This is a genomic window from Enterobacter sp. BIDMC 30 (assembly GCF_000534355.1).
Classification (GTDB): domain Bacteria; phylum Pseudomonadota; class Gammaproteobacteria; order Enterobacterales; family Enterobacteriaceae; genus Enterobacter; species Enterobacter ludwigii.
The window spans coordinates 4,763,125-4,785,172 of sequence record NZ_KI973169.1 but is presented as its reverse complement, the minus strand read 5'-3'; the positions used below and the strand labels follow the sequence as shown (position 1 = coordinate 4,785,172).

General features: G+C 54.8%; 12 protein-coding genes and 3 rRNA genes (1 of these 15 cut by a window edge). 11 read left to right on the top strand and 4 right to left on the bottom strand.

The genetic code is table 11. The features are described from left to right. The 7 genes from L466_RS00005 to aceK all read left to right on the top strand — a co-directional run. A 16S ribosomal RNA gene (locus L466_RS00005) occupies positions 1-42 on the top strand; it begins 1,498 nt to the left of the window's first position. A 208-nt stretch (positions 43-250) separates the two neighbouring features. Further along, positions 251-3,155 (top strand): 23S ribosomal RNA (locus tag L466_RS00010). A gap of 63 nt (positions 3,156-3,218) precedes the next feature. After that, positions 3,219-3,334 (top strand): 5S ribosomal RNA (rrf, locus tag L466_RS00015). The 16S, 23S and 5S rRNA genes sit together here, the layout of an rRNA operon. Before the next feature lie 178 nt (positions 3,335-3,512). Beyond that, positions 3,513-4,442, top strand: coding sequence for a homoserine O-acetyltransferase MetA (metA, locus tag L466_RS00020; RefSeq protein WP_014168174.1), 930 nt, complete (start codon positions 3,513-3,515; stop codon positions 4,440-4,442). Between the two features lie 270 nt (positions 4,443-4,712). Then, complete coding sequence (gene aceB / locus L466_RS00025; protein WP_032681929.1) at positions 4,713-6,314, top strand: malate synthase A; 1,602 nt, start codon at positions 4,713-4,715, stop codon at positions 6,312-6,314. Positions 6,315-6,345: 31 nt separating this feature from the next. Further along, a complete protein-coding gene (gene aceA, locus L466_RS00030) occupies positions 6,346-7,650 on the top strand; it encodes an isocitrate lyase (protein WP_020882864.1) in 1,305 nt (434 codons plus the stop codon). Between the two features lie 88 nt (positions 7,651-7,738). Next, a complete protein-coding gene (gene aceK, locus L466_RS00035; protein ID WP_032681928.1) occupies positions 7,739-9,466 on the top strand; it encodes a bifunctional isocitrate dehydrogenase kinase/phosphatase in 1,728 nt (575 codons plus the stop codon). Positions 9,467-9,509: 43 nt separating this feature from the next. Here aceK and iclR read toward each other — a convergent pair whose 3' ends face one another. Next, the gene (gene iclR / locus L466_RS00040) at positions 9,510-10,337 is read right to left on the bottom strand and encodes a glyoxylate bypass operon transcriptional repressor IclR (protein ID WP_020882862.1); all 828 of its coding nucleotides are present in this window, start codon (positions 10,335-10,337) and stop codon (positions 9,510-9,512) included. A gap of 194 nt (positions 10,338-10,531) precedes the next feature. Here iclR and metH point away from each other — a divergent pair, with 194 nt between their 5' ends. From metH to rluF, 3 genes are all read left to right on the top strand, one after another. Further along, positions 10,532-14,215 (top strand): methionine synthase, encoded by a 3,684-nt coding sequence (gene metH, locus L466_RS00045; protein WP_032681927.1) that lies wholly within the window; start codon positions 10,532-10,534, stop codon positions 14,213-14,215. Positions 14,216-14,329: 114 nt separating this feature from the next. Continuing rightward, on the top strand, positions 14,330-15,961 hold the full coding sequence (locus L466_RS00050; RefSeq protein WP_020882860.1) for a Na/Pi cotransporter family protein: 1,632 nt from the start codon (positions 14,330-14,332) through the stop codon (positions 15,959-15,961). 134 nt (positions 15,962-16,095) lie between these two features. Then, positions 16,096-16,965, top strand: a complete 870-nt coding sequence (gene rluF, locus L466_RS00055; protein ID WP_032681926.1) for a 23S rRNA pseudouridine(2604) synthase RluF — start codon at positions 16,096-16,098, stop codon at positions 16,963-16,965. Here the strand turns inward: rluF and L466_RS00060 are convergent, their stop codons facing one another. The 3 genes from L466_RS00060 to lysC form a co-directional block, all read right to left on the bottom strand. Next, positions 16,966-17,238, bottom strand: coding sequence for a YjbD family protein (locus tag L466_RS00060; RefSeq protein WP_014168182.1), 273 nt, complete (start codon positions 17,236-17,238; stop codon positions 16,966-16,968). Between the two features lie 50 nt (positions 17,239-17,288). Further along, a complete protein-coding gene (gene panS, locus L466_RS00065) occupies positions 17,289-18,233 on the bottom strand; it encodes a ketopantoate/pantoate/pantothenate transporter PanS (protein WP_014168183.1) in 945 nt (314 codons plus the stop codon). Between the two features lie 92 nt (positions 18,234-18,325). Then, positions 18,326-19,675 carry a lysine-sensitive aspartokinase 3 gene (gene lysC / locus L466_RS00070; RefSeq protein WP_014168184.1) on the bottom strand — a complete coding sequence of 450 codons (1,350 nt, stop codon included), beginning with the start codon at positions 19,673-19,675 and terminating at the stop codon, positions 18,326-18,328. 375 nt (positions 19,676-20,050) lie between these two features. Here lysC and pgi point away from each other — a divergent pair, with 375 nt between their 5' ends. Next, complete coding sequence (gene pgi / locus L466_RS00075; protein ID WP_025206404.1) at positions 20,051-21,700, top strand: glucose-6-phosphate isomerase; 1,650 nt, start codon at positions 20,051-20,053, stop codon at positions 21,698-21,700. The last annotated feature ends 348 nt before the right edge of the window (positions 21,701-22,048 follow it).

Below are 22,048 nucleotides of genomic sequence, written 5' to 3'. Positions count from 1 at the left end.
CAAGGTAACCGTAGGGGAACCTGCGGTTGGATCACCTCCTTACCTTAAAGAACCTGCCTTTGTAGTGCTCACACAGATTGTCTGATGAATGATAAATTTCAAAATGTACTGCGAAGTGCATTGTGAAATTTTGCTCTTTAAAAATCTGGATCAAGCTGAAAATTGAAACGACACACAGTTAATGTGTGTTCGAGTCTCTCAAATTTTCGCAAACTGATGATGAATCGAAAGAAACATCTTCGGGTTGTGAGGTTAAGCGACTAAGCGTACACGGTGGATGCCCTGGCAGTCAGAGGCGATGAAGGACGTGCTAATCTGCGAAAAGCGCCGGCGAGGTGATATGAACCTTTGACCCGGCGATGTCCGAATGGGGAAACCCAGTGTGATTCGTCACACTATCGTTAACTGAATACATAGGTTAACGAGGCGAACCGGGGGAACTGAAACATCTAAGTACCCCGAGGAAAAGAAATCAACCGAGATTCCCCCAGTAGCGGCGAGCGAACGGGGAGCAGCCCAGAGTCTGAATCAGCTTGTGTGTTAGTGGAAGCGTCTGGAAAGTCGCACGGTACAGGGTGAAAGTCCCGTACACGAAAACACACAGGCTGTGAACTCGAAGAGTAGGGCGGGACACGTGGTATCCTGTCTGAATATGGGGGGACCATCCTCCAAGGCTAAATACTCCTGACTGACCGATAGTGAACCAGTACCGTGAGGGAAAGGCGAAAAGAACCCCGGCGAGGGGAGTGAAAAAGAACCTGAAACCGTGTACGTACAAGCAGTGGGAGCCTCTTTATGGGGTGACTGCGTACCTTTTGTATAATGGGTCAGCGACTTATATTCTGTAGCAAGGTTAACCGTATAGGGGAGCCGAAGGGAAACCGAGTCTTAACTGGGCGTTAAGTTGCAGGGTATAGACCCGAAACCCGGTGATCTAGCCATGGGCAGGTTGAAGGTTGGGTAACACTAACTGGAGGACCGAACCGACTAATGTTGAAAAATTAGCGGATGACTTGTGGCTGGGGGTGAAAGGCCAATCAAACCGGGAGATAGCTGGTTCTCCCCGAAAGCTATTTAGGTAGCGCCTCGTGAATTCATCTTCGGGGGTAGAGCACTGTTTCGGCTAGGGGGCCATCCCGGCTTACCAACCCGATGCAAACTACGAATACCGAAGAATGTTATCACGGGAGACACACGGCGGGTGCTAACGTCCGTCGTGAAGAGGGAAACAACCCAGACCGCCAGCTAAGGTCCCAAAGTCATGGTTAAGTGGGAAACGATGTGGGAAGGCACAGACAGCCAGGATGTTGGCTTAGAAGCAGCCATCATTTAAAGAAAGCGTAATAGCTCACTGGTCGAGTCGGCCTGCGCGGAAGATGTAACGGGGCTAAACCATGCACCGAAGCTGCGGCAGCGACACTATGTGTTGTTGGGTAGGGGAGCGTTCTGTAAGCCGTTGAAGGTGTCCTGTGAGGGGTGCTGGAGGTATCAGAAGTGCGAATGCTGACATAAGTAACGATAAAGCGGGTGAAAAGCCCGCTCGCCGGAAGACCAAGGGTTCCTGTCCAACGTTAATCGGGGCAGGGTGAGTCGACCCCTAAGGCGAGGCCGAAAGGCGTAGTCGATGGGAAACAGGTTAATATTCCTGTACTTGGTGTTACTGCGAAGGGGGGACGGAGAAGGCTATGTTAGCCGGGCGACGGTTGTCCCGGTTTAAGCATGTAGGCGGAGGTTCCAGGTAAATCCGGTTCCTTGTTAACGCTGAGGTGTGATGACGAGGCACTACGGTGCTGAAGTAACAAATGCCCTGCTTCCAGGAAAAGCCTCTAAGCATCAGGTAACATCAAATCGTACCCCAAACCGACACAGGTGGTCAGGTAGAGAATACCAAGGCGCTTGAGAGAACTCGGGTGAAGGAACTAGGCAAAATGGTGCCGTAACTTCGGGAGAAGGCACGCTGATATGTAGGTGAAGCCCCTGCGGGTGGAGCTGAAATCAGTCGAAGATACCAGCTGGCTGCAACTGTTTATTAAAAACACAGCACTGTGCAAACACGAAAGTGGACGTATACGGTGTGACGCCTGCCCGGTGCCGGAAGGTTAATTGATGGGGTTAGCGGTAACGCGAAGCTCTTGATCGAAGCCCCGGTAAACGGCGGCCGTAACTATAACGGTCCTAAGGTAGCGAAATTCCTTGTCGGGTAAGTTCCGACCTGCACGAATGGCGTAATGATGGCCAGGCTGTCTCCACCCGAGACTCAGTGAAATTGAACTCGCTGTGAAGATGCAGTGTACCCGCGGCAAGACGGAAAGACCCCGTGAACCTTTACTATAGCTTGACACTGAACACTGGTCCTTGATGTGTAGGATAGGTGGGAGGCTTTGAAGCGTGGACGCCAGTCTGCGTGGAGCCAACCTTGAAATACCACCCTTTAATGGCTGGTGTTCTAACGTAGACCCGTGATCCGGGTTGCGGACAGTGTCTGGTGGGTAGTTTGACTGGGGCGGTCTCCTCCCAAAGAGTAACGGAGGAGCACGAAGGTTAGCTAATCCTGGTCGGACATCAGGAGGTTAGTGCAATGGCATAAGCTAGCTTGACTGCGAGAGTGACGGCTCGAGCAGGTGCGAAAGCAGGTCATAGTGATCCGGTGGTTCTGAATGGAAGGGCCATCGCTCAACGGATAAAAGGTACTCCGGGGATAACAGGCTGATACCGCCCAAGAGTTCATATCGACGGCGGTGTTTGGCACCTCGATGTCGGCTCATCACATCCTGGGGCTGAAGTAGGTCCCAAGGGTATGGCTGTTCGCCATTTAAAGTGGTACGCGAGCTGGGTTTAGAACGTCGTGAGACAGTTCGGTCCCTATCTGCCGTGGGCGCTGGAGAATTGAGGGGGGCTGCTCCTAGTACGAGAGGACCGGAGTGGACGCATCACTGGTGTTCGGGTTGTCATGCCAATGGCACTGCCCGGTAGCTAAATGCGGAAGAGATAAGTGCTGAAAGCATCTAAGCACGAAACTTGCCCCGAGATGAGTTCTCCCTGAGACTTTAAGTCTCCTGAAGGAACGTTGAAGACTACGACGTTGATAGGTCGGGTGTGTAAGCGCAGCGATGCGTTGAGCTAACCGATACTAATGAACCGTGAGGCTTAACCTTACAACGCCGAAGATGTTTTGGCGATGAGAGACGATTTTCAGCTGATACAGATAACAGAATTTGCCTGGCGGCTTTAGCGCGGTGGTCCCACCTGACCCCATGCCGAACTCAGAAGTGAAACGCCGTAGCGCCGATGGTAGTGTGGGGTCTCCCCATGTGAGAGTAGGGAACTGCCAGGCATCAATTAAAAGAACCCCGTACCGTATGGTGCGGGGTTTTTTGCTTTTTGGGCTTCTTACTTCCTCCTTGAAACTTTCTCACCTTCCGCTTGCAGACTCGACATTCAGCCTGTTTCTGGGTATCGTTAGCTGTCTGGATGTCTAAACGTTTATACGTATGCTGTGAGGATATGAGGTTATGCCGATTCGGGTGCAGGACGAGCTACCAGCCGTCAATTTCTTACGTGATGAAAACGTCTTTGTGATGACGACTTCACGCGCTACAGGTCAGGAAATTCGCCCACTGAAGGTGCTTATTCTCAATCTGATGCCGAAAAAGATCGAAACAGAGAACCAGTTCCTGCGTTTGCTTTCGAACTCGCCGCTGCAGGTTGATATCCAGCTGCTGCGAATTGATGCCCGTGAGTCGCGAAATACGCCTTCAGAGCATCTGAATAATTTTTACTGTAACTTCGACGACATTCGCGACGAAAACTTCGACGGGCTGATTGTGACCGGTGCACCGCTGGGCCTGGTCGAATTTAATGATGTTGCCTACTGGCCGCAGATCAAACAGGTACTGGAGTGGGCTAAAGATCACGTCACGTCCACGCTGTTTGTTTGTTGGGCGGTGCAAGCCGCCCTGAATATCCTCTATGGAATCCCCAAACAAACCCGCACTGAGAAGCTTTCAGGTGTTTACGAGCACCACCTTGTCCAACCTCACGCCCTGTTGACGCGCGGGTTCGATGACTCCTTCCTGGCCCCACACTCGCGCTACGCCGATTTCCCGGCACAGCTGATTCGTGATTACACCGATCTCGATATCCTGGCCGAAACCGAAGACGGGGATGCTTACCTGTTTGCCAGTAAAGACAAGCGCATTGCCTTTGTTACCGGCCATCCTGAGTACGATCCGAACACCCTCGCGTCGGAGTATTTCCGTGACGTTGAAGCCGGTCTGAATCCGGACGTTCCGTACAACTATTTCCCCAAAAACGATCCACAGAACAAACCGAGAGCCACCTGGCGTAGCCACGGGAATTTGCTGTTTACGAACTGGCTCAACTATTACGTCTACCAGATCACGCCATACGATCTGCGCCACATGAATCCAACGCTGGAGTAATCTTCTGCACTAAACGATCCTAAAGCGTTTCAGCTATTCACATCAGGCACCTTCGGGTGCCTTTTTCATTTCCGAAATGTCACTCAACAAACAATAAAACTTTAATTTCATATTAATCAATGCGTTAAATGCATTTAATAATTAAAATGGAAATTGTTTTTGATTTTGGAAAAAATATAGATAGTCTTAATTCTGCTGAGCGAAAACTACACAACGATCTTTCGTTCGCATCGGGGGCGTGATTTTGGATCTTTGATGAGGAGCAGAGTAATGACTCAACAGGCAACGACGGTCGATGAACTGGCCTTTACCCAGCCGCATGGCGAGCAAGAACAGCAAATTTTGACAGCAGACGCTGTCGAATTCCTGACCGAACTGGTGACCCGCTTTACGCCAACGCGCAATAAGCTGCTGGCGGCACGCATTCATCAGCAGCAGGAAATTGATGATGGCAAGTTGCCTGGGTTTATTTCGGAAACCGCTTCCATTCGCCGTGGTGAGTGGAAAATCCGCGGCATTCCGGATGATTTACAGGATCGGCGCGTCGAAATCACCGGCCCGGTGGAGCGCAAAATGGTGATCAACGCCATGAACGCGAACGTAAAAGTCTTTATGGCAGATTTTGAGGACTCACTGGCGCCGGACTGGCATAAGGTTATCGACGGGCAAATCAATCTGCGCGATGCCGTAAATGGCACCATCAGCTATACCAACGAAGCCGGCAAAATCTATCAACTGAAACCCAATCCGGCGGTTCTGATCTGTCGCGTACGTGGACTGCATCTGCCTGAAAAGCATGTCACCTGGCGTGGCGAAGCCATTCCGGGCAGTCTGTTTGACTTCGCCCTCTATTTCTTCCACAACCACAAGAATCTGCTGGCAAAAGGCAGCGGCCCCTATTTCTATCTGCCGAAAACACAGGCCTGGCAGGAAGCGGCCTGGTGGAGTGAAGTGTTTAGCTTCACGGAAGATCGTTTCAACCTGCCGCGCGGCACCATTAAAGCCACCCTGCTGATTGAAACGCTGCCTGCCGTGTTCCAGATGAACGAAATTCTGCATGCGCTGCGCGACCATATTGTTGGGCTGAACTGTGGACGCTGGGATTACATCTTCAGCTACATCAAAACCCTGAAAAATCATCCCGATCGTGTACTGCCGGATCGCCAGGTTGTCACCATGGATAAACCGTTCCTGAGTGCCTACTCACGCCTGTTGATTAAGACCTGCCACAAGCGTGGGGCCTTTGCGATGGGGGGAATGGCAGCATTTATCCCAAGCAAAGATGCTGAACGTAACAATCAGGTGCTCAACAAGGTGAAAGCCGATAAAGAGCTTGAAGCACGAAATGGCCATGACGGAACGTGGATCGCGCATCCGGGTCTGGCGGATACGGCAATGGACGTCTTCAACCGCGTACTTGGTGAGAACAAAAACCAGCTGTTTGTGACGCGTGATGAGGATGCCCCAACGGCTGAAGAACACCTGCTGGCACCGTGTGCGGGCGAGCGTACGGAAGAGGGCATGCGCGCCAATATCCGCGTAGCCGTCCAGTACATTGAAGCGTGGATCTCCGGTAACGGCTGCGTGCCGATCTACGGCCTGATGGAAGATGCCGCTACCGCCGAAATCTCTCGCACCTCAATCTGGCAGTGGATCCACCATCAAAAAACGCTCAGCAACGGCAAGCCGGTGACCAAATCCCTGTTCCGTCAGATGCTGGCCGAAGAGATGCGGGTGATCCAGGACGAACTGGGTGAACACCGCTTCAGCAGCGGACGTTTTGATGACGCCGCTCGCCTGATGGAGCAAATCACCACATCCGATGACTTAATCGACTTCCTGACCCTGCCGGGCTACCGCTTCCTGGCGTAATTCACCCCACAACAATATGGAGCATCTGCACATGAAAACCCGTACCCAACAAATCGAAGAATTGAAGAAAGAGTGGACCCAACCTCGCTGGGAAGGCATCCGCCGCCCGTATAGCGCGGAAGAGGTGGTGAAATTGCGTGGCTCGGTCAATCCGGAATGTACCCTGGCGCAGCGCGGCGCGGCGAAAATGTGGGATCTGCTGCACGGCGGTGCCAAAAAAGGTTACATCAATAGCCTCGGCGCGCTGACTGGCGGCCAGGCCCTGCAGCAGGCGAAAGCCGGCATCGAAGCCATCTATCTTTCCGGCTGGCAGGTTGCGGCGGACGCCAACCTGGCCTCCAGCATGTATCCGGATCAGTCGCTCTATCCGGCAAACTCGGTACCAACCGTGGTGGATCGGATCAACAACACCTTCCGCCGTGCGGATCAGATCCAGTGGGCGGCAGGCATTGAGCCAAACGATCCGCGTTTTATTGACTATTTTCTGCCAATCGTCGCGGATGCGGAAGCGGGATTCGGCGGCGTGCTGAACGCCTTTGAGCTGATGAAATCGATGATTGAGGCCGGTGCAGCGGCCGTTCACTTCGAAGACCAGCTCGCGTCAGTGAAGAAATGCGGACACATGGGCGGGAAAGTCCTTGTCCCAACCCAGGAAGCGATTCAGAAGCTGGTTGCGGCGCGTCTGGCGGCTGACGTGCTCGGCGTACCTACGCTGGTGATTGCCCGTACCGATGCGGATGCGGCTGACCTGATCACCTCTGACTGCGATCCTTACGACAGCGAGTTCATTACCGGTGAACGCACCAGCGAAGGGTTTTATCGTACCCATGCTGGCATTGAACAGGCGATCAGCCGTGGGCTGGCATATGCACCGTATGCGGACCTGGTCTGGTGCGAAACCTCCACGCCGGACCTGGCGCTGGCAAAACGCTTTGCCGATGCTATCCACGCCAAATATCCGGGCAAACTGCTGGCCTATAACTGCTCGCCGTCCTTCAACTGGCAGAAGAAACTGGACGATAAAACCATCGCCAGCTTCCAGCAGCAGCTGTCCGACATGGGCTACAAATATCAGTTCATCACGCTGGCTGGCATTCACAGCATGTGGTTCAACATGTTCGACCTCGCGCATGCCTACGCGCAGGGTGAAGGCATGAAACATTACGTTGAGAAGGTGCAGCAGCCGGAATTTGCTGCCGGTAAAGAGGGCTATACCTTCGTTTCGCATCAGCAGGAGGTCGGGACCGGTTACTTCGATAACGTGACCACTATCATCCAGGGGGGCACCTCCTCCGTCACCGCCTTAACGGGATCGACGGAAGAAGCCCAGTTCTGAGCCGTGTAACGCCCGGTAGCACGCTACCGGGCCTGTGAACATACTCCCTCTCCCGTCGGGAGGGGGCCGGGGTGAGGGAGCATGAACAATGTCGCGTGGTCTGGAATTACTGATTGCCCAAACTATTCTGCAGGGCTTCGATGCCCAGTACGGACGTTTCCTGGAAGTCACATCCGGCGCGCAGCAGCGTTTTGAGCACGCCGACTGGCATGCGGTTCAGCAGGCCATGAAGCAGCGAATCCACCTTTACGACCACCATGTGGGTCTGGTGGTGGAGCAGTTGCGCTGCATTACCGACGGCAAAATCCCTGACGCGGAGTTTTTACTGCGCGTGAAGGAGCATTACACCCATCTGTTACCTGATTACCCGCGCTTCGAGATTGCGGAGAGCTTTTTCAACTCCGTCTATTGCCGGTTATTTGACCACCGCTCATTATCTCCTGAGCGGTTATTTATCTTTAGCTCTCAGCCGGAACGCCGCTTTCGCACTATTCCGCGTCCGCTGGCGAAGGATTTCTTTCCCGATCGTGGCTGGGAAAAACTCCTGCATCGCGTATTAACGGATTTGCCGCTGCGTTTGCCCTGGGAGAATAAAACCCGTGATATCGGCTATATCTCTGCGCATCTCAAGGAGACCTTCGGCGAAGAGGTGCTCGGGCAAAGCCATTTGCAGGTTGCCAATGAGCTTTTTTACCGTAATAAGGCCGCCTGGCTGGTCGGTAAACTGATGACACCGTCGGCCATTGTGCCGTTTCTGTTACCCATCCATCGTACCGATGACGGTGAACTGTTTGTTGATACCTGCCTGACGACCAGCGCCGAGGCCAGCATTGTCTTTGGTTTCGCCCGCTCCTACTTTATGGTGTATGCCCCGCTGCCTGCTGCTCTGGTGGAGTGGTTGCGCGAGATCCTCCCGGGGAAAACCACCGCCGAGCTGTACATGGCCATTGGCTGTCAGAAGCACGCCAAGACGGAAAGCTATCGGGAATATCTGCGCTATGTCACCACGGCAGATGAGCAATTTATCGAAGCCCCCGGTATTCGCGGCATGGTGATGCTGGTCTTTACCCTGCCGGGTTTTGATCGGGTGTTTAAGGTCATCAAAGATACGTTCGCGCCGCAGAAGGAGATGACCGCTGCTCACGTCCGCGCCTGCTACCAGCTGGTTAAAGAGCACGATCGCGTCGGGCGAATGGCGGACACCCAGGAGTTCGAGAACTTTGTGCTGGATAAGCAGCAGATCGATCCGGCATTAATGGCGTTATTACTGCAGGAAGCGCCGGCGAAAATCACCGATCTGGGCGACAAAATTGCCATCAGCCATCTCTATATCGAACGCCGCATGATCCCACTCAATATCTGGCTGGAGCAGTCCGAAGGTCAGGCACTGCGTGATGCCATTGAAGAATACGGCAACGCTATCCGTCAGCTTGCCGCCGCGAATATCTTCCCGGGCGACATGCTGTTTAAAAACTTCGGGGTCACCCGTCACGGGCGGGTGGTGTTCTACGATTACGATGAAATTTGCTATATGACTGAGGTGAATTTTCGCGATATACCGCAGCCCCGCTATCCGGAAGATGAACTGTCCGGCGAGCCGTGGTACAGCATCTCACCGGGAGATGTCTTTCCTGAGGAGTTTCGTCACTGGCTGTGCGCTGACCCGCGCATCCGGCCACTGTTTGAAGAGATGCATGATGACCTGTTTCGTGCCAGCTACTGGCGGGGTCTGCAGACGCGCATCAGGAATGGGCATGTGGAAGATGTGTATGCCTATCGCCGCAAACAACGGTTTTGCATCCGATATGCGGTGTAATGCCCCCTCTCCCGACGGGAGAGGGATTCAGGTGCACCCGATGTTATCGAATCCCGCCATATGCCAGCGTGACCTCTTTCGCCGCCTTAATCACCAGCGCACCTAACTCCGTGACGCGGTCATCGGTCATACGGGAAATCGGTCCGGAGATCGAAATGGCGGCAAACGGCTCGCGGTGCTCGTCAAAGATGCAGGCCGCAATGCAGCGCAGGCCTAACGCATGCTCCTCGTCATCAAACGAATAGCCGCGCTTGCGGGTCAGGGCCAGATCTTCTTTCAGATGTACCGGTGAGACCAGCGTGGCGTGGGTGTAGGCGTGCAGCCCTTTCCGGTGCAGCAGCCCGGTGACCTGCTCTTCGCTGAGCTGCGACAGAAACGCTTTCCCCGCCCCGGAGGCATGCATCGGCAGCTTGCCGCCAATCGGTGCCGACATACGCATTAGCTGCGTGCACTGTACCTGATCGATGATAATGGCCTGATGGTCGCTCTGGTCGAGCACGGCCAGGTTTACCGTCTCGCCGGAATCTTCCATCAGCTTGCGCAGAATAGGGTGCACAATCGCCAGCAGGTTGCGGCTCTGCAGGAAGCTGCTGCCGACGATAAACGCATGTGCGCCCACCGCCCAGTGTCCCAGCTCGCCCACCTGGCGCACAAAGCCCAGCTGCTGCATCGTGGTCAACAGTCGATGGGTCGTTGAGTTCGGCAGGCCAGCCTGCTGTGCCAGCTCTGTCAGGGCCACGCTGCTGTGCGACTCGGCTATCCATTCCAGCAGCTTCAAACCGCGCGTGAGCGATTGAACCTGTCCGCCCTGAGAGGCGGCGGTGGTGGCAGCAGGTTTTCTGCCGCGTTTAGCGGGAACGGTCGTGACCATGACGAACTCCTTTTTCTGTATCGTGGAAATCATTTTCGTTTTATTTGGTGATTTTGCAACCGTTATCCTGACTGATCGGATGAGTGATAGTGAACATGTCTCATGTTACCGCTGTGTGACTTTTACACCCTGCGAGATTGTGCCAGTATGGACTGCTGGCCTTTTGGCCTGGTTGAGCGTTGTCGGGAGCAAGTGTGAGCAGCAAAGTAGAGCAACTGCGTGCGCAGTTAAATAAACGAATTCTGGTGCTGGACGGCGGCATGGGTACCATGATCCAGAGCTATCGTCTGAGTGAAGACGATTTCCGTGGCGAGCGTTTCGCCGACTGGCCATGCGACCTCAAAGGTAACAACGACCTTCTGGTGCTCAGCAAACCACAGGTCATTTCGGCGATCCACAACGCGTATTTCGAGGCGGGTGCGGATATCGTCGAAACCAACACCTTTAACTCGACAACCATCGCCATGGCGGATTACCAGATGGAATCCCTGTCGGCGGAGATAAACCTTGCCGCGGCAAAGCTGGCCCGCGCCTGCGCTGATGAATGGACAGCCCGTACGCCGGACAAACCGCGCTACGTGGCCGGGGTGCTTGGCCCGACCAACCGCACCGCGTCGATTTCACCCGATGTGAACGACCCGGCCTTTCGTAACATCAGCTTTGATCAGCTGGTGGCGGCGTATCGTGAATCGACCAAAGCGCTGGTGGAAGGCGGTTCCGATCTGATCCTGATTGAAACGGTATTCGATACCCTCAATGCCAAAGCCGCGATTTACGCGGTGAAAGAGGAGTTCGAGGCGCTGGGCGTCGACCTGCCGATCATGATTTCCGGTACCATCACCGACGCCTCTGGTCGTACCCTCTCCGGCCAGACCACAGAAGCTTTTTACAACTCCCTGCGTCACGCTGAAGCGCTCTCTTTCGGCCTGAACTGCGCGCTGGGTCCCGATGAGCTGCGCCAGTATGTGCAGGAACTTTCGCGCATCGCTGAATGCTATGTCACCGCACACCCGAACGCCGGCCTGCCGAACGCCTTTGGTGAATACGATCTGGATGCAGACACCATGGCGGCGCAAATCCGCGAGTGGGCCGAATCCGGTTTTCTGAATATCGTCGGTGGTTGCTGCGGTACCACGCCAGAGCATATTGCCGCGATGAGCAATGCGGTGGCGGGTCTGCCGCCGCGTCAACTGCCTACGCTGCCGGTTGCCTGCCGTTTGGCCGGCCTTGAGCCGTTGACCATCGGTGACGACAGCCTGTTTGTGAACGTCGGGGAGCGGACTAATGTGACCGGTTCGGCGAAATTCAAACGGCTGATTAAAGAAGAGAAGTACAGTGAAGCGCTGGACGTGGCCCGCCAGCAGGTTGAGAGCGGCGCCCAGATCATCGACATCAATATGGATGAGGGGATGCTCGACGCCGAAGCGGCGATGGTGCGCTTCCTCAACCTGATTGCCGGTGAGCCGGACATTGCCCGGGTGCCGATCATGATTGACTCCTCTAAGTGGGAAGTCATCGAGAAAGGGCTGAAGTGTATTCAGGGTAAAGGCATTGTTAACTCCATCTCGATGAAAGAAGGCGTTGATACCTTTATCCACCACGCGAAGATGGTGCGCCGTTATGGTGCCGCCGTGGTGGTGATGGCCTTCGATGAAATGGGCCAGGCCGATACCCGTGCGCGCAAAATTGAGATTTGTCGCCGCGCATACAAAATTCTGACCGAAGAGGTGGGCTTCCCGCCGGAAGACATCATCTTCGACCCGAACATCTTCGCGGTTGCTACCGGTATTGAAGAGCACAATAACTACGCGCAGGACTTTATCGGCGCGTGTGAAGACATCAAACGCGAGCTGCCGCATGCGCTGATCTCCGGCGGCGTATCGAACGTGTCATTCTCCTTCCGCGGTAACGATCCGGTGCGTGAAGCTATCCACGCCGTGTTCCTCTATTACGCTATCCGTAACGGTATGGACATGGGGATCGTTAACGCCGGACAGCTGGCCATTTACGACGACCTGCCGGCGGAACTGCGCGACGCCGTAGAAGACGTGATCCTCAACCGGCGTGATGACGCCACCGAGCGCATGCTGGATCTGGCCGAGAAATACCGCGGCAGTAAATCCGATGCATCGGTAAACATTCAGCAGGCGGAGTGGCGTGCCTGGGACGTGAAAAAACGTCTGGAATACTCACTCGTTAAGGGAATTACCGAGTTTATTGAACAGGACACCGAAGAAGCACGACAGCAATCGACGCGCCCGATTGAAGTGATCGAAGGGCCGCTGATGGACGGCATGAACGTGGTCGGCGATCTGTTTGGCGAAGGCAAAATGTTCCTGCCGCAGGTGGTGAAATCCGCACGCGTCATGAAGCAGGCGGTGGCCTATCTCGAACCCTTTATCGAAGCCAGCAAAGAGAAAGGCTCCAGCAACGGTAAAATGGTGATCGCCACCGTGAAGGGCGACGTGCATGACATCGGTAAGAACATTGTGGGCGTCGTACTGCAGTGTAATAACTACGAGATTATCGATCTTGGCGTGATGGTGCCGGCGGATAAAATCCTCAAAACCGCGCGCGAAGTGAATGCTGACCTGATTGGACTTTCCGGGCTGATTACCCCGTCGCTGGACGAGATGGTCAACGTGGCGAAAGAGATGGAGCGTCAGGGCTTTACCATTCCATTGCTGATTGGCGGGGCGACAACGTCCAAAGCGCACACGGCGGTGAAAATCGAGCAGAACTACAGTGGCCCGACGGTTTATGTGCAAAACGCCTCGCGTACTGTGGGCGTCGTGTCGGCATTGTTGTCTGCCACCCAGCGTGATGATTTCGTCGCGCGTACCCGCAAAGAGTACGAGACCGTGCGTATTCAGCATGGCCGTAAGAAACCGCGGACGCCGCCGGTGACACTCCAGGCCGCACGCGATAACGATCTGGCGTTTGACTGGGCCAGCTATACGCCCCCTGTGGCGCATCGTCTGGGCGTTCAGGACGTCACTGCCAGCATCGAGACGCTGCGTAACTACATCGACTGGACACCGTTCTTCATGACCTGGTCACTGGCGGGCAAATATCCCCGCATCCTTGAAGATGAGGTGGTCGGGGAAGAAGCCAAACGCCTGTTCAACGACGCCAACGAAATGCTTGACCAGTTGAGTGCGCAAAAAAGCCTCAACCCGCGCGGCGTGGTGGGCCTGTTCCCGGCGAACCGTGTGGGCGACGACATCGAAATTTATCGCGACGAGACCCGCACGCACGTGCTGGCAGTAAGTCGCCATCTGCGCCAGCAAACCGAGAAAGTGGGCTTTGCTAACTACTGCCTGGCCGATTTCGTTGCACCGAAGCTTTCCGGGAAAGCGGATTATATCGGGGCGTTTGCCGTGACCGGGGGTCTTGAGGAAGATGCGCTGGCGGAGGCGTTCGACGCGCAGCACGATGATTACAATAAAATCATGGTGAAAGCGATTGCCGATCGTCTGGCGGAAGCCTTCGCAGAGTACCTCCACGAGCGCGTGCGCAAGGTACACTGGGGCTACGCGGCCAATGAGAACCTCAGCAACGAGGAGCTGATCCGCGAAAACTATCAGGGGATTCGTCCGGCTCCGGGCTATCCAGCCTGCCCGGAACACACCGAAAAGGGCACTATCTGGACATTGCTGGATGTAGAAGCCCATACCGGCATGAAGCTCACCGAGTCTTTCGCCATGTGGCCTGGGGCATCGGTGTCCGGCTGGTATTTCAGCCATCCCGACAGCAAATACTTCGCCGTCGCGCAGCTGCAGCGCGATCAGATTGAAGATTACGCCCTGCGCAAAGGCATGAGTGTCTCAGAGGTTGAACGCTGGCTGGCACCCAATTTAGGCTACGACGCTGACTAACGTCACTTTTCCTTACAACAAACAGGGCGCTCATGAGGCGCCCTGTCTCTTTCTTACGTTTAAACCCTTATACTGAATCATAAAAACGTAGAACGATAAGGAGGAGAACCTTCCGTGCTGACCCTGTTACACTTGCTTTCCGCAGTAGCACTGCTGGTATGGGGCACGCATATTGTCCGTACCGGCGTTATGCGCGTCTTTGGCGCGCGCTTACGCACCGTTCTCAGCAGCAGCGTTGAGAAGAAGCCGCTCGCCTTCTGCGCGGGCATCGGCGTGACGGCACTGGTGCAGAGCAGTAATGCGACGACCCTGCTCGTGACCTCGTTTGTGGCGCAAGATCTGGTGGCGCTGGCACCGGCGCTGGTCATTGTGCTGGGCGCTGACGTGGGGACCGCGCTGATGGCGCGTATCCTGACCTTCGATCTCTCCTGGCTGTCGCCGCTGCTGATTTTTATCGGTGTCATCTTCTTCCTTGGCCGTAAGCAGACGCGTGCCGGACAGCTTGGCCGCGTGGGGATTGGCCTTGGGTTGATCCTGCTGGCGCTGGAGCTGATTGTGCAGGCGGTGACCCCCATCACCGAGGCCAACGGCGTTCAGGTCATCTTTGCCTCGCTGACCGGGGACATCATGCTGGATGCGTTGATCGGCGCGGTATTTGCCATCGTCAGTTACTCCAGCCTGGCCGCTGTGCTGCTGACGGCGACGTTAACCGCCGCGGGGGCGATCTCGTTCCCGGTCGCGCTGTGTCTGGTGATCGGGGCCAACCTTGGCTCTGGCCTGCTGGCGATGCTCAATAACAGCGCCGCAAACGCTGCTGCCCGGCGCGTGGCGCTCGGAAGCCTGCTGTTTAAGCTGGTGGGTAGCCTGATTATTCTGCCGTTTGTCTATCCACTGGCCAACCTGATGGACAATCTCCCGTTACCGAAGGCTGAGCTGGTTATCTATTTCCACGTGTTTTACAACCTGGTGCGTTGCCTGGCGATGGTGCCTTTTGCTGAACCCATGGCCCGCTTCTGCGAACGGCTTATTCGGGATGAACCGGAGCTGGATGCGCGTCTGAAACCTAAGCATCTGGACACCTCCGCGCTGGATACCCCGGCGCTGGCGCTGGCTAATGCCGCGCGCGAGACGCTGCGCATGGGCGATGCCATGGAAACGATGCTTGAAGGGCTGCAAAAGGTCATGCACGGAGAGCCGCGAGAAGAGAAAGAGCTGCGCAGGCTGGCGGACGATATCAACGTGCTCTATACCGCCATCAAGCTCTACCTGGCGCGTATTCCGCAGGATGAACTGGCAGAGGAAGAGTCCCGCCGCTGGGCGGAAATCATCGAAATGTCGCTTAACCTCGAGCAGGCCTCGGATATCGTTGAGCGTATGGGAAGTGAAATTGCTGACAAATCCCTTGCCGCGCGCCGCGCCTTCTCGGTTGAAGGCCTGAAGGAGCTGGAGGCGCTGCACGAGCAGTTGCTGAGCAACCTGAAGCTGGCGATGTTGGTCTTCTTCTCCAGCGACGTACCGAGCGCACGCCGCTTGCGTCGTAACAAACATCGTTTCCGTATCCTCAACCGGCGCTACTCGCACGCCCACGTTGAACGACTGCACCAGCAGAACGTCCAGAGCATTGAAACCAGCTCCCTGCACCTGGGGTTGCTGGGGGACATGAAGCGTCTCAACTCGTTATTCTGCGCGGTCGCTTATAGCGTCATGGAGCAGCCGGATGAAGACGACGATCGAGATGAATATTAATCTCTGAAAGCGCCTTTATAAGGTGGTTAACCTGAAAACCAGCAGGTTTACGCCGGGCATGATGCCCGGTAACCGTCGGCTAATCTTTTTACCAGCCCAAACCTAAGGTATATTTCGCCTTTACAGGAGAAACTATGCTGCCAACTCAATCAACACGATTAAACAAATACATTAGCGAGAGCGGGATCTGCTCACGTCGCGAGGCGGACCGTTACATTGAACAGGGTAACGTGTTCCTCAACGGCAAACGCGCCACCATCGGTGACCAGGTCGTGCCCGGTGACGTGGTCAAAGTGAATGGTCAGCTCATTGAACCGCGTGATGCGGAAGACCTGGTATTTATCGCGTTGAATAAGCCGGTTGGCATCGTCAGTACCACGGAAGACGGCGAGCGGGACAACATTGTTGATTTCGTTAACCACAGCAGCCGTATCTTCCCGATTGGCCGCCTTGATAAAGACTCACAGGGGCTGATTTTCCTGACCAACCACGGCGATCTGGTGAACAAAATTCTGCGTGCCGGTAACGACCACGAGAAAGAGTACATCGTCACGGTCAATAAGCCGATCACGGACGACTTTATCCGCGGTATGGGCGCAGGTGTGCCGATTCTGGGGACCGTCACGAAGAAGTGCAAGGTGAAGAAAGAGGCGCCGTTTGCTTTCCGCATTACCCTTGTGCAGGGCTTAAACCGTCAGATCCGCCGGATGTGCGAGCACTTCGGTTATGACGTGGTGAAGCTCGAACGTACGCGCATTATGAACGTGAGTCTGACCGGTATTCCACTGGGCGAGTGGCGTGATTTAACGGATGACGAACTGATTGAGCTGTTCAGGCTCATCGAGAATTCATCGTCTGAAGCGAAGCCAAAAACGAAAGCCAAACCGAAAACCCAGGCCATTAAGCGCCCGGTGGTGAAAGCGCCGCCATCAGAAGAGAAAAGCCGCGGCAAACCTGCGGGCAAACGCTTCGTCCAGCCGGGGCGTAAAAAGAAAGGGCGCTAATTAGCGCCTTCCACGGGGTGAGGTATTGGCTGACCAGGAAAAGGTCGCTTCTTTATCGGGTTTATAAGCCTGCTCTTTTTTCAGCTTGCGGGCTTGTTTCGCCTCAGTTTCACGCTGAGCCATCAATTTATCGATGTACTCTTTTTTAACCTGATTGGTTTCGGCGTTAGTCAGCGTGCGGCCATGGGCGATACGAGCGCGGTCGAGGAGCGTTTTCAGTTCGCGCTGCTCAGCTTCCGTCATGTCTTTCTGGGTCAAACGTGGTGTAGCCATTGCTGAAGCCTCCTGAAGGGGAGGCTCCAGTGTAAAGCAAGCGAAGGAAATTAACCCTGTTTCACTGCATCTTTTTTCGCGGGCTCATTAATGGGTTTGCCTGACCAGTAGCCTGCCAGCAGCGAGCCGGACAGATTATGCCAGACGGAGAACAGCGCACCCGGCAGGGCTGCCAGCGGCGAGAAGTAGATCTTGCCCAGTGCTGCGGCCAGCCCCGAGTTTTGCATCCCCACTTCGATTGCCAGCGTACGACAGGTAGATTCGTCGAAACCAAACAGCTTCCCGCCCCAGTAACCGCCCAAAAGACCAAGGGTGTTATGCAACACCACCGCGATGATCACCACAAAGCCCACTGAGGCAATGTGCGATGCAGAGCCGGCAACCACGGCGCTGATGATGGCCAGAATACAGACCATCGAGAAGGCAGGCAGGTACGGTTCAACGGCTTTGACCACGCGCGGGAACAGATGGTGAATCACCAGGCCCAGCGCAATCGGGATCACCACAATCTGCAGAATACTGAGCAGCATCCCCATGACGTCTACCTGAATCTGCGCATCCACATACAGACGCGTTAACAGCGGCGTGGCAATCACGCCCACCAGCGTTGAAACGGAAGAGATGGTCACCGAGAGCGCCACATCACCTTTTGCCAGGTAAATCATCACATTGGATGCCGTGCCGCTGGCCACGCTGCCAACCAGCACCATACCGGCGGATAAATCTGGCGGCATTTTAAAGGCCATGGCCAGCAGCCAGGCCGCAAGCGGCATGACCAGATAGTGCAGGAAAATCCCTGCCGCTACGGGGGCCGGGCGCGACAGGACGCGTTTGAAGTCGTCAATTTTCAGGTGTACGCCCATGCCGAGCATAATCAGCATCAGCAGCGTCGTGACCCACGGGCCAATGCCCGTAAAGTGGGTGGGAGTGTAATACGCGAGTACGGAAAGCAGCAGTGCCCACAACGGGAACAGCCGGGTGATGGCGGATAACATAGATTGTCCTTGCAGTATTGTCGTGTTGTTTAGTTATAAAAAAGCCGGGTCTGTGCCCGGCTTATAGGTATTGTTTATCGTGCTAACGAATTTTATTCAAACAAATTCTGATGAAGTTTTTGCACGACCTGCTCGGCCTGATCGGCTGGCACCAGGAAGCAGAGGTTGTAGCTGGAGGCGCCGTAGCAAATCATACGAATGCTGAACGGGTCGAGTACGCCGAAGACCTCTTTGCCCACGCCGCAGGCACGCGACAGCTTGTTGCCGATGATGGCAACCAACGCCAGATCTTCTTCCACTTCCACGCGGCACAACTCAGAGAGTTCGATCAGCAACGACTGCGTCAGCAGGGTGTCGCCGGTTGACGTGGAGCCAGTGGTGTCCAGCGTCAGCGCAATGCTCACTTCGGATGTGGTGATCAAATCCACGGAGATATTATGGCGCGCGAGGATGCCAAACACTTCCGCCAGGAAACCGCGAGAATGCAGCATATTGTGGCTGTGCAGCGTCACCAGCGTCTGGCGGCGGCGCAGGGCCAGCGCTCGGAACAATGGCGGGTTTTCGGTTTTCTTGCACACCAGCGTACCGCCTGCTTTGGGATCCTTACTGGAGCCAACGAAGACCGGGATATCGCTGCGCACGGCCGGCAACAGCGTCGCCGGGTGCAATACTTTCGCGCCGAAGGTGGCCATTTCGGCCGCCTCTTCAAACGCGATCACATCAATGCGTTTCGCCGCAGAGACCACGCGCGGGTCGGTGGTGTAAATACCCGGCACGTCAGTCCAGATATCCACACGGGTGGCATGCAGCGCTTCGCCGAGCAGGGCTGCCGTATAGTCACTGCCGCCGCGGCCAAGCGTTGTTGTACGGCCTTTGGCTTCGCTACCGATAAAGCCCTGAGTGATCACCATCCCTTCTGCCAGGCGCGGAGCCAGCTGCTGCTGGGTCAGCTCGGCCAGCATTTCAACATCCGGCTCGGCACGGCCAAAGCGATCGCTGGTGCGCATGACTTTGCGCACGTCAAACCACTGGGCATGGACGTTACGCTCGCGGAGGATCTCCACGAACAGCAGCGTGGACATCAGCTCGCCGTGGCTGACCAGTTCATCGGTCAGCGCGGTGGAGGTCGCCAGAGAGGCGGCTTCAGCCAGGGTAGTGATATTTTCCAGCAGGCGTTCCACTTCCTCACGGATCACGTTCGGATTCTGCAGACGTTCAAGGATGTTGAACTGAATTTTGCGCAGTGCGTCCAGCTTAACGAAACGTTCGGTTGCTTCCAGTCCTTCAGACAGAGAAACCAGCAGGTTCGTCACGCCAGCAGAGGCGGAAAGCACCACCAGGCGGGTATTCGGATCGGCCAGCACCACATCGGCGCTGCGGTTCATGGCATCGTAATCGGCCACACTGGTGCCGCCAAATTTGGCGACCACAAAACTCGTCATAACAACCTCGTGTCAGGGAATGAATAAAGCGACCTTGGCACAAGAATGAAACGAGAACAGGTGCAGGCGCAAAATACGGCCCTATAAATAAAATGTGGGGGAGGTCCTGTCAATGCTGGGATTATGCGGATTTTTTATGGGGGGGTACCCCTCAGTAACAGGACTTATAACAGGGCCATATTTTATGCTTCTTTTTACCGCCTTTTGACCGACATTTCGCCGCCCCTGAAGGGCGTTTCAGCAGCTATACTTTTCGGGTCTTTTCACCTGTGTTTGATGCAGGCCAGGGCAATGGCATAAAAACCATCACAATTTTTATTTGCAGGCGCTACAATCGACCGCAGTCACAATTCTCAAATCAGAAGAGTATTGCTAATGAAAAACATCAACCCAACGCAGACCGCTGCCTGGCAGGCACTACAGAAACATTATGATGAAATGAAAGACGTCACCATCGCGGACCTGTTCGCGAAAGATGCCGATCGTTTCAATAAGTTCTCCGCGACCTTCGATGACCTGATGCTGGTGGATTTCTCCAAAAACCGCATTACCGAAGAAACGCTGGCGAAGCTGCAGGATCTGGCGAAAGAGACTGAGCTGGCCGACGCCATCAAATCCATGTTCTCCGGTGAGAAGATCAACCGCACCGAAGACCGTGCCGTGCTGCACGTGGCGCTGCGTAACCGTAGCAATACTCCGATTGTCGTTGACGGCAAAGATGTGATGCCGGAAGTGAACGCAGTGCTGGAAAAGATGAAAGCTTTCTCTGAAGCGATCATCTCCGGAAGCTGGAAAGGCTACACCGGCAAACCGATTACAGATGTGGTTAACATCGGTATCGGCGGGTCTGACCTTGGCCCATTCATGGTCACCGAAGCGCTGCGCCCATACAAAAACCACCTCAACATGCACTTTGTTTCTAACGTCGATGGTACCCACATCGCCGAGGTGCTGAAGAACGTGAATCCGGAAACGACCCTGTTCCTGGTCGCGTCTAAAACCTTCACCACTCAGGAAACCATGACCAACGCCCACAGCGCGCGCGACTGGTTCCTGAAAACCGCAGGCGACAACAAGCACGTGGCGAAACACTTCGCCGCGCTGTCGACCAACGGGAAAGCCGTTAGCGAGTTCGGTATCGACACTGCGAACATGTTCGAGTTCTGGGACTGGGTGGGGGGTCGTTACTCTCTGTGGTCCGCTATCGGCCTGTCGATCATCCTCTCCGTCGGCTTCGACAACTTTGTTGAGCTGCTCTCCGGCGCGCATGCGATGGATAAACACTTCTCCACCACCGCACCTGAGAAAAACCTGCCTGTGCTGCTGGCGCTGATTGGTATCTGGTACAACAACTTCTTCGGGGCTGAAACCGAAGCGATTCTGCCATACGACCAGTACATGCACCGTTTTGCGGCCTACTTCCAGCAGGGCAACATGGAATCCAACGGTAAATACGTTGACCGTAACGGTAACGCCGTGGATTACCAGACTGGCCCAATCATCTGGGGCGAGCCAGGCACTAACGGCCAGCATGCGTTCTATCAGCTGATCCACCAGGGCACCAAAATGGTTCCGTGCGATTTCATCGCCCCGGCCATTACCCATAACCCGCTGTCAGACCACCATCCGAAGCTGCTGTCTAACTTCTTCGCACAGACTGAAGCGCTGGCGTTCGGTAAGTCTCGTGACGTGGTTGAGCAGGAATACCGCGACCAGGGTAAAGATCCGGCCACGCTGGACCACGTTGTGCCGTTCAAAGTGTTCGAAGGCAACCGTCCAACCAACTCCATCCTGCTGCGCGAAATTACGCCGTTCAGCCTGGGTGCGCTGATTGCCCTGTACGAGCATAAGATCTTCACTCAGGGCGCTATCCTGAACATCTTCACCTTTGATCAGTGGGGCGTTGAGCTGGGTAAACAGCTGGCAAACCGTATCCTGCCTGAACTGGGTGACGATAACGCGATTAACAGCCACGACAGCTCCACAAATGGTCTGATCAACCGTTATAAAGCATGGCGCGCGTAATTAAAGTGTCATGAAAAAGTGCCGGCGAAATGCCGGCATTTTTTTATCGGATAATTCCTGATGTCTGTTATTAAACTCAAATTCCTGTAGTGAGTTTAATCTGAAAATAGCCGTTAACCTGTTAATTGCTGCGGTTTATTTTAGGAAAATACGGATAATTACCGTCACGGGATCTAATTCTATTTCATTGATTTATATAAGTTATATTATTATCTAATCGTCCTTTTGTTTCCATTTTATCCAATTGTCCGAAAACCCTTCTTCTATTTACCCCTACGGCAAACCCTCTCCTTTAGTTGTGTATACTCGAATCCGCCTGAAATTCTTTTTGGGCAAATCTCCATTCAT

Coding starts and splice junctions, on each gene's coding strand:
- metA (WP_014168174.1), top strand. CDS start 3,513: ATGCCGATTCGGGTGCAGGACGAGCTACCAGCCGTCAATTTCTTACGT.
- aceB (WP_032681929.1), top strand. CDS start 4,713: ATGACTCAACAGGCAACGACGGTCGATGAACTGGCCTTTACCCAGCCG.
- aceA (WP_020882864.1), top strand. CDS start 6,346: ATGAAAACCCGTACCCAACAAATCGAAGAATTGAAGAAAGAGTGGACC.
- aceK (WP_032681928.1), top strand. CDS start 7,739: ATGTCGCGTGGTCTGGAATTACTGATTGCCCAAACTATTCTGCAGGGC.
- iclR (WP_020882862.1), bottom strand. CDS start 10,337: ATGGTCACGACCGTTCCCGCTAAACGCGGCAGAAAACCTGCTGCCACC.
- rluF (WP_032681926.1), top strand. CDS start 16,096: ATGCTGCCAACTCAATCAACACGATTAAACAAATACATTAGCGAGAGC.
- L466_RS00060 (WP_014168182.1), bottom strand. CDS start 17,238: ATGGCTACACCACGTTTGACCCAGAAAGACATGACGGAAGCTGAGCAG.
- panS (WP_014168183.1), bottom strand. CDS start 18,233: ATGTTATCCGCCATCACCCGGCTGTTCCCGTTGTGGGCACTGCTGCTT.
- lysC (WP_014168184.1), bottom strand. CDS start 19,675: ATGACGAGTTTTGTGGTCGCCAAATTTGGCGGCACCAGTGTGGCCGAT.
- pgi (WP_025206404.1), top strand. CDS start 20,051: ATGAAAAACATCAACCCAACGCAGACCGCTGCCTGGCAGGCACTACAG.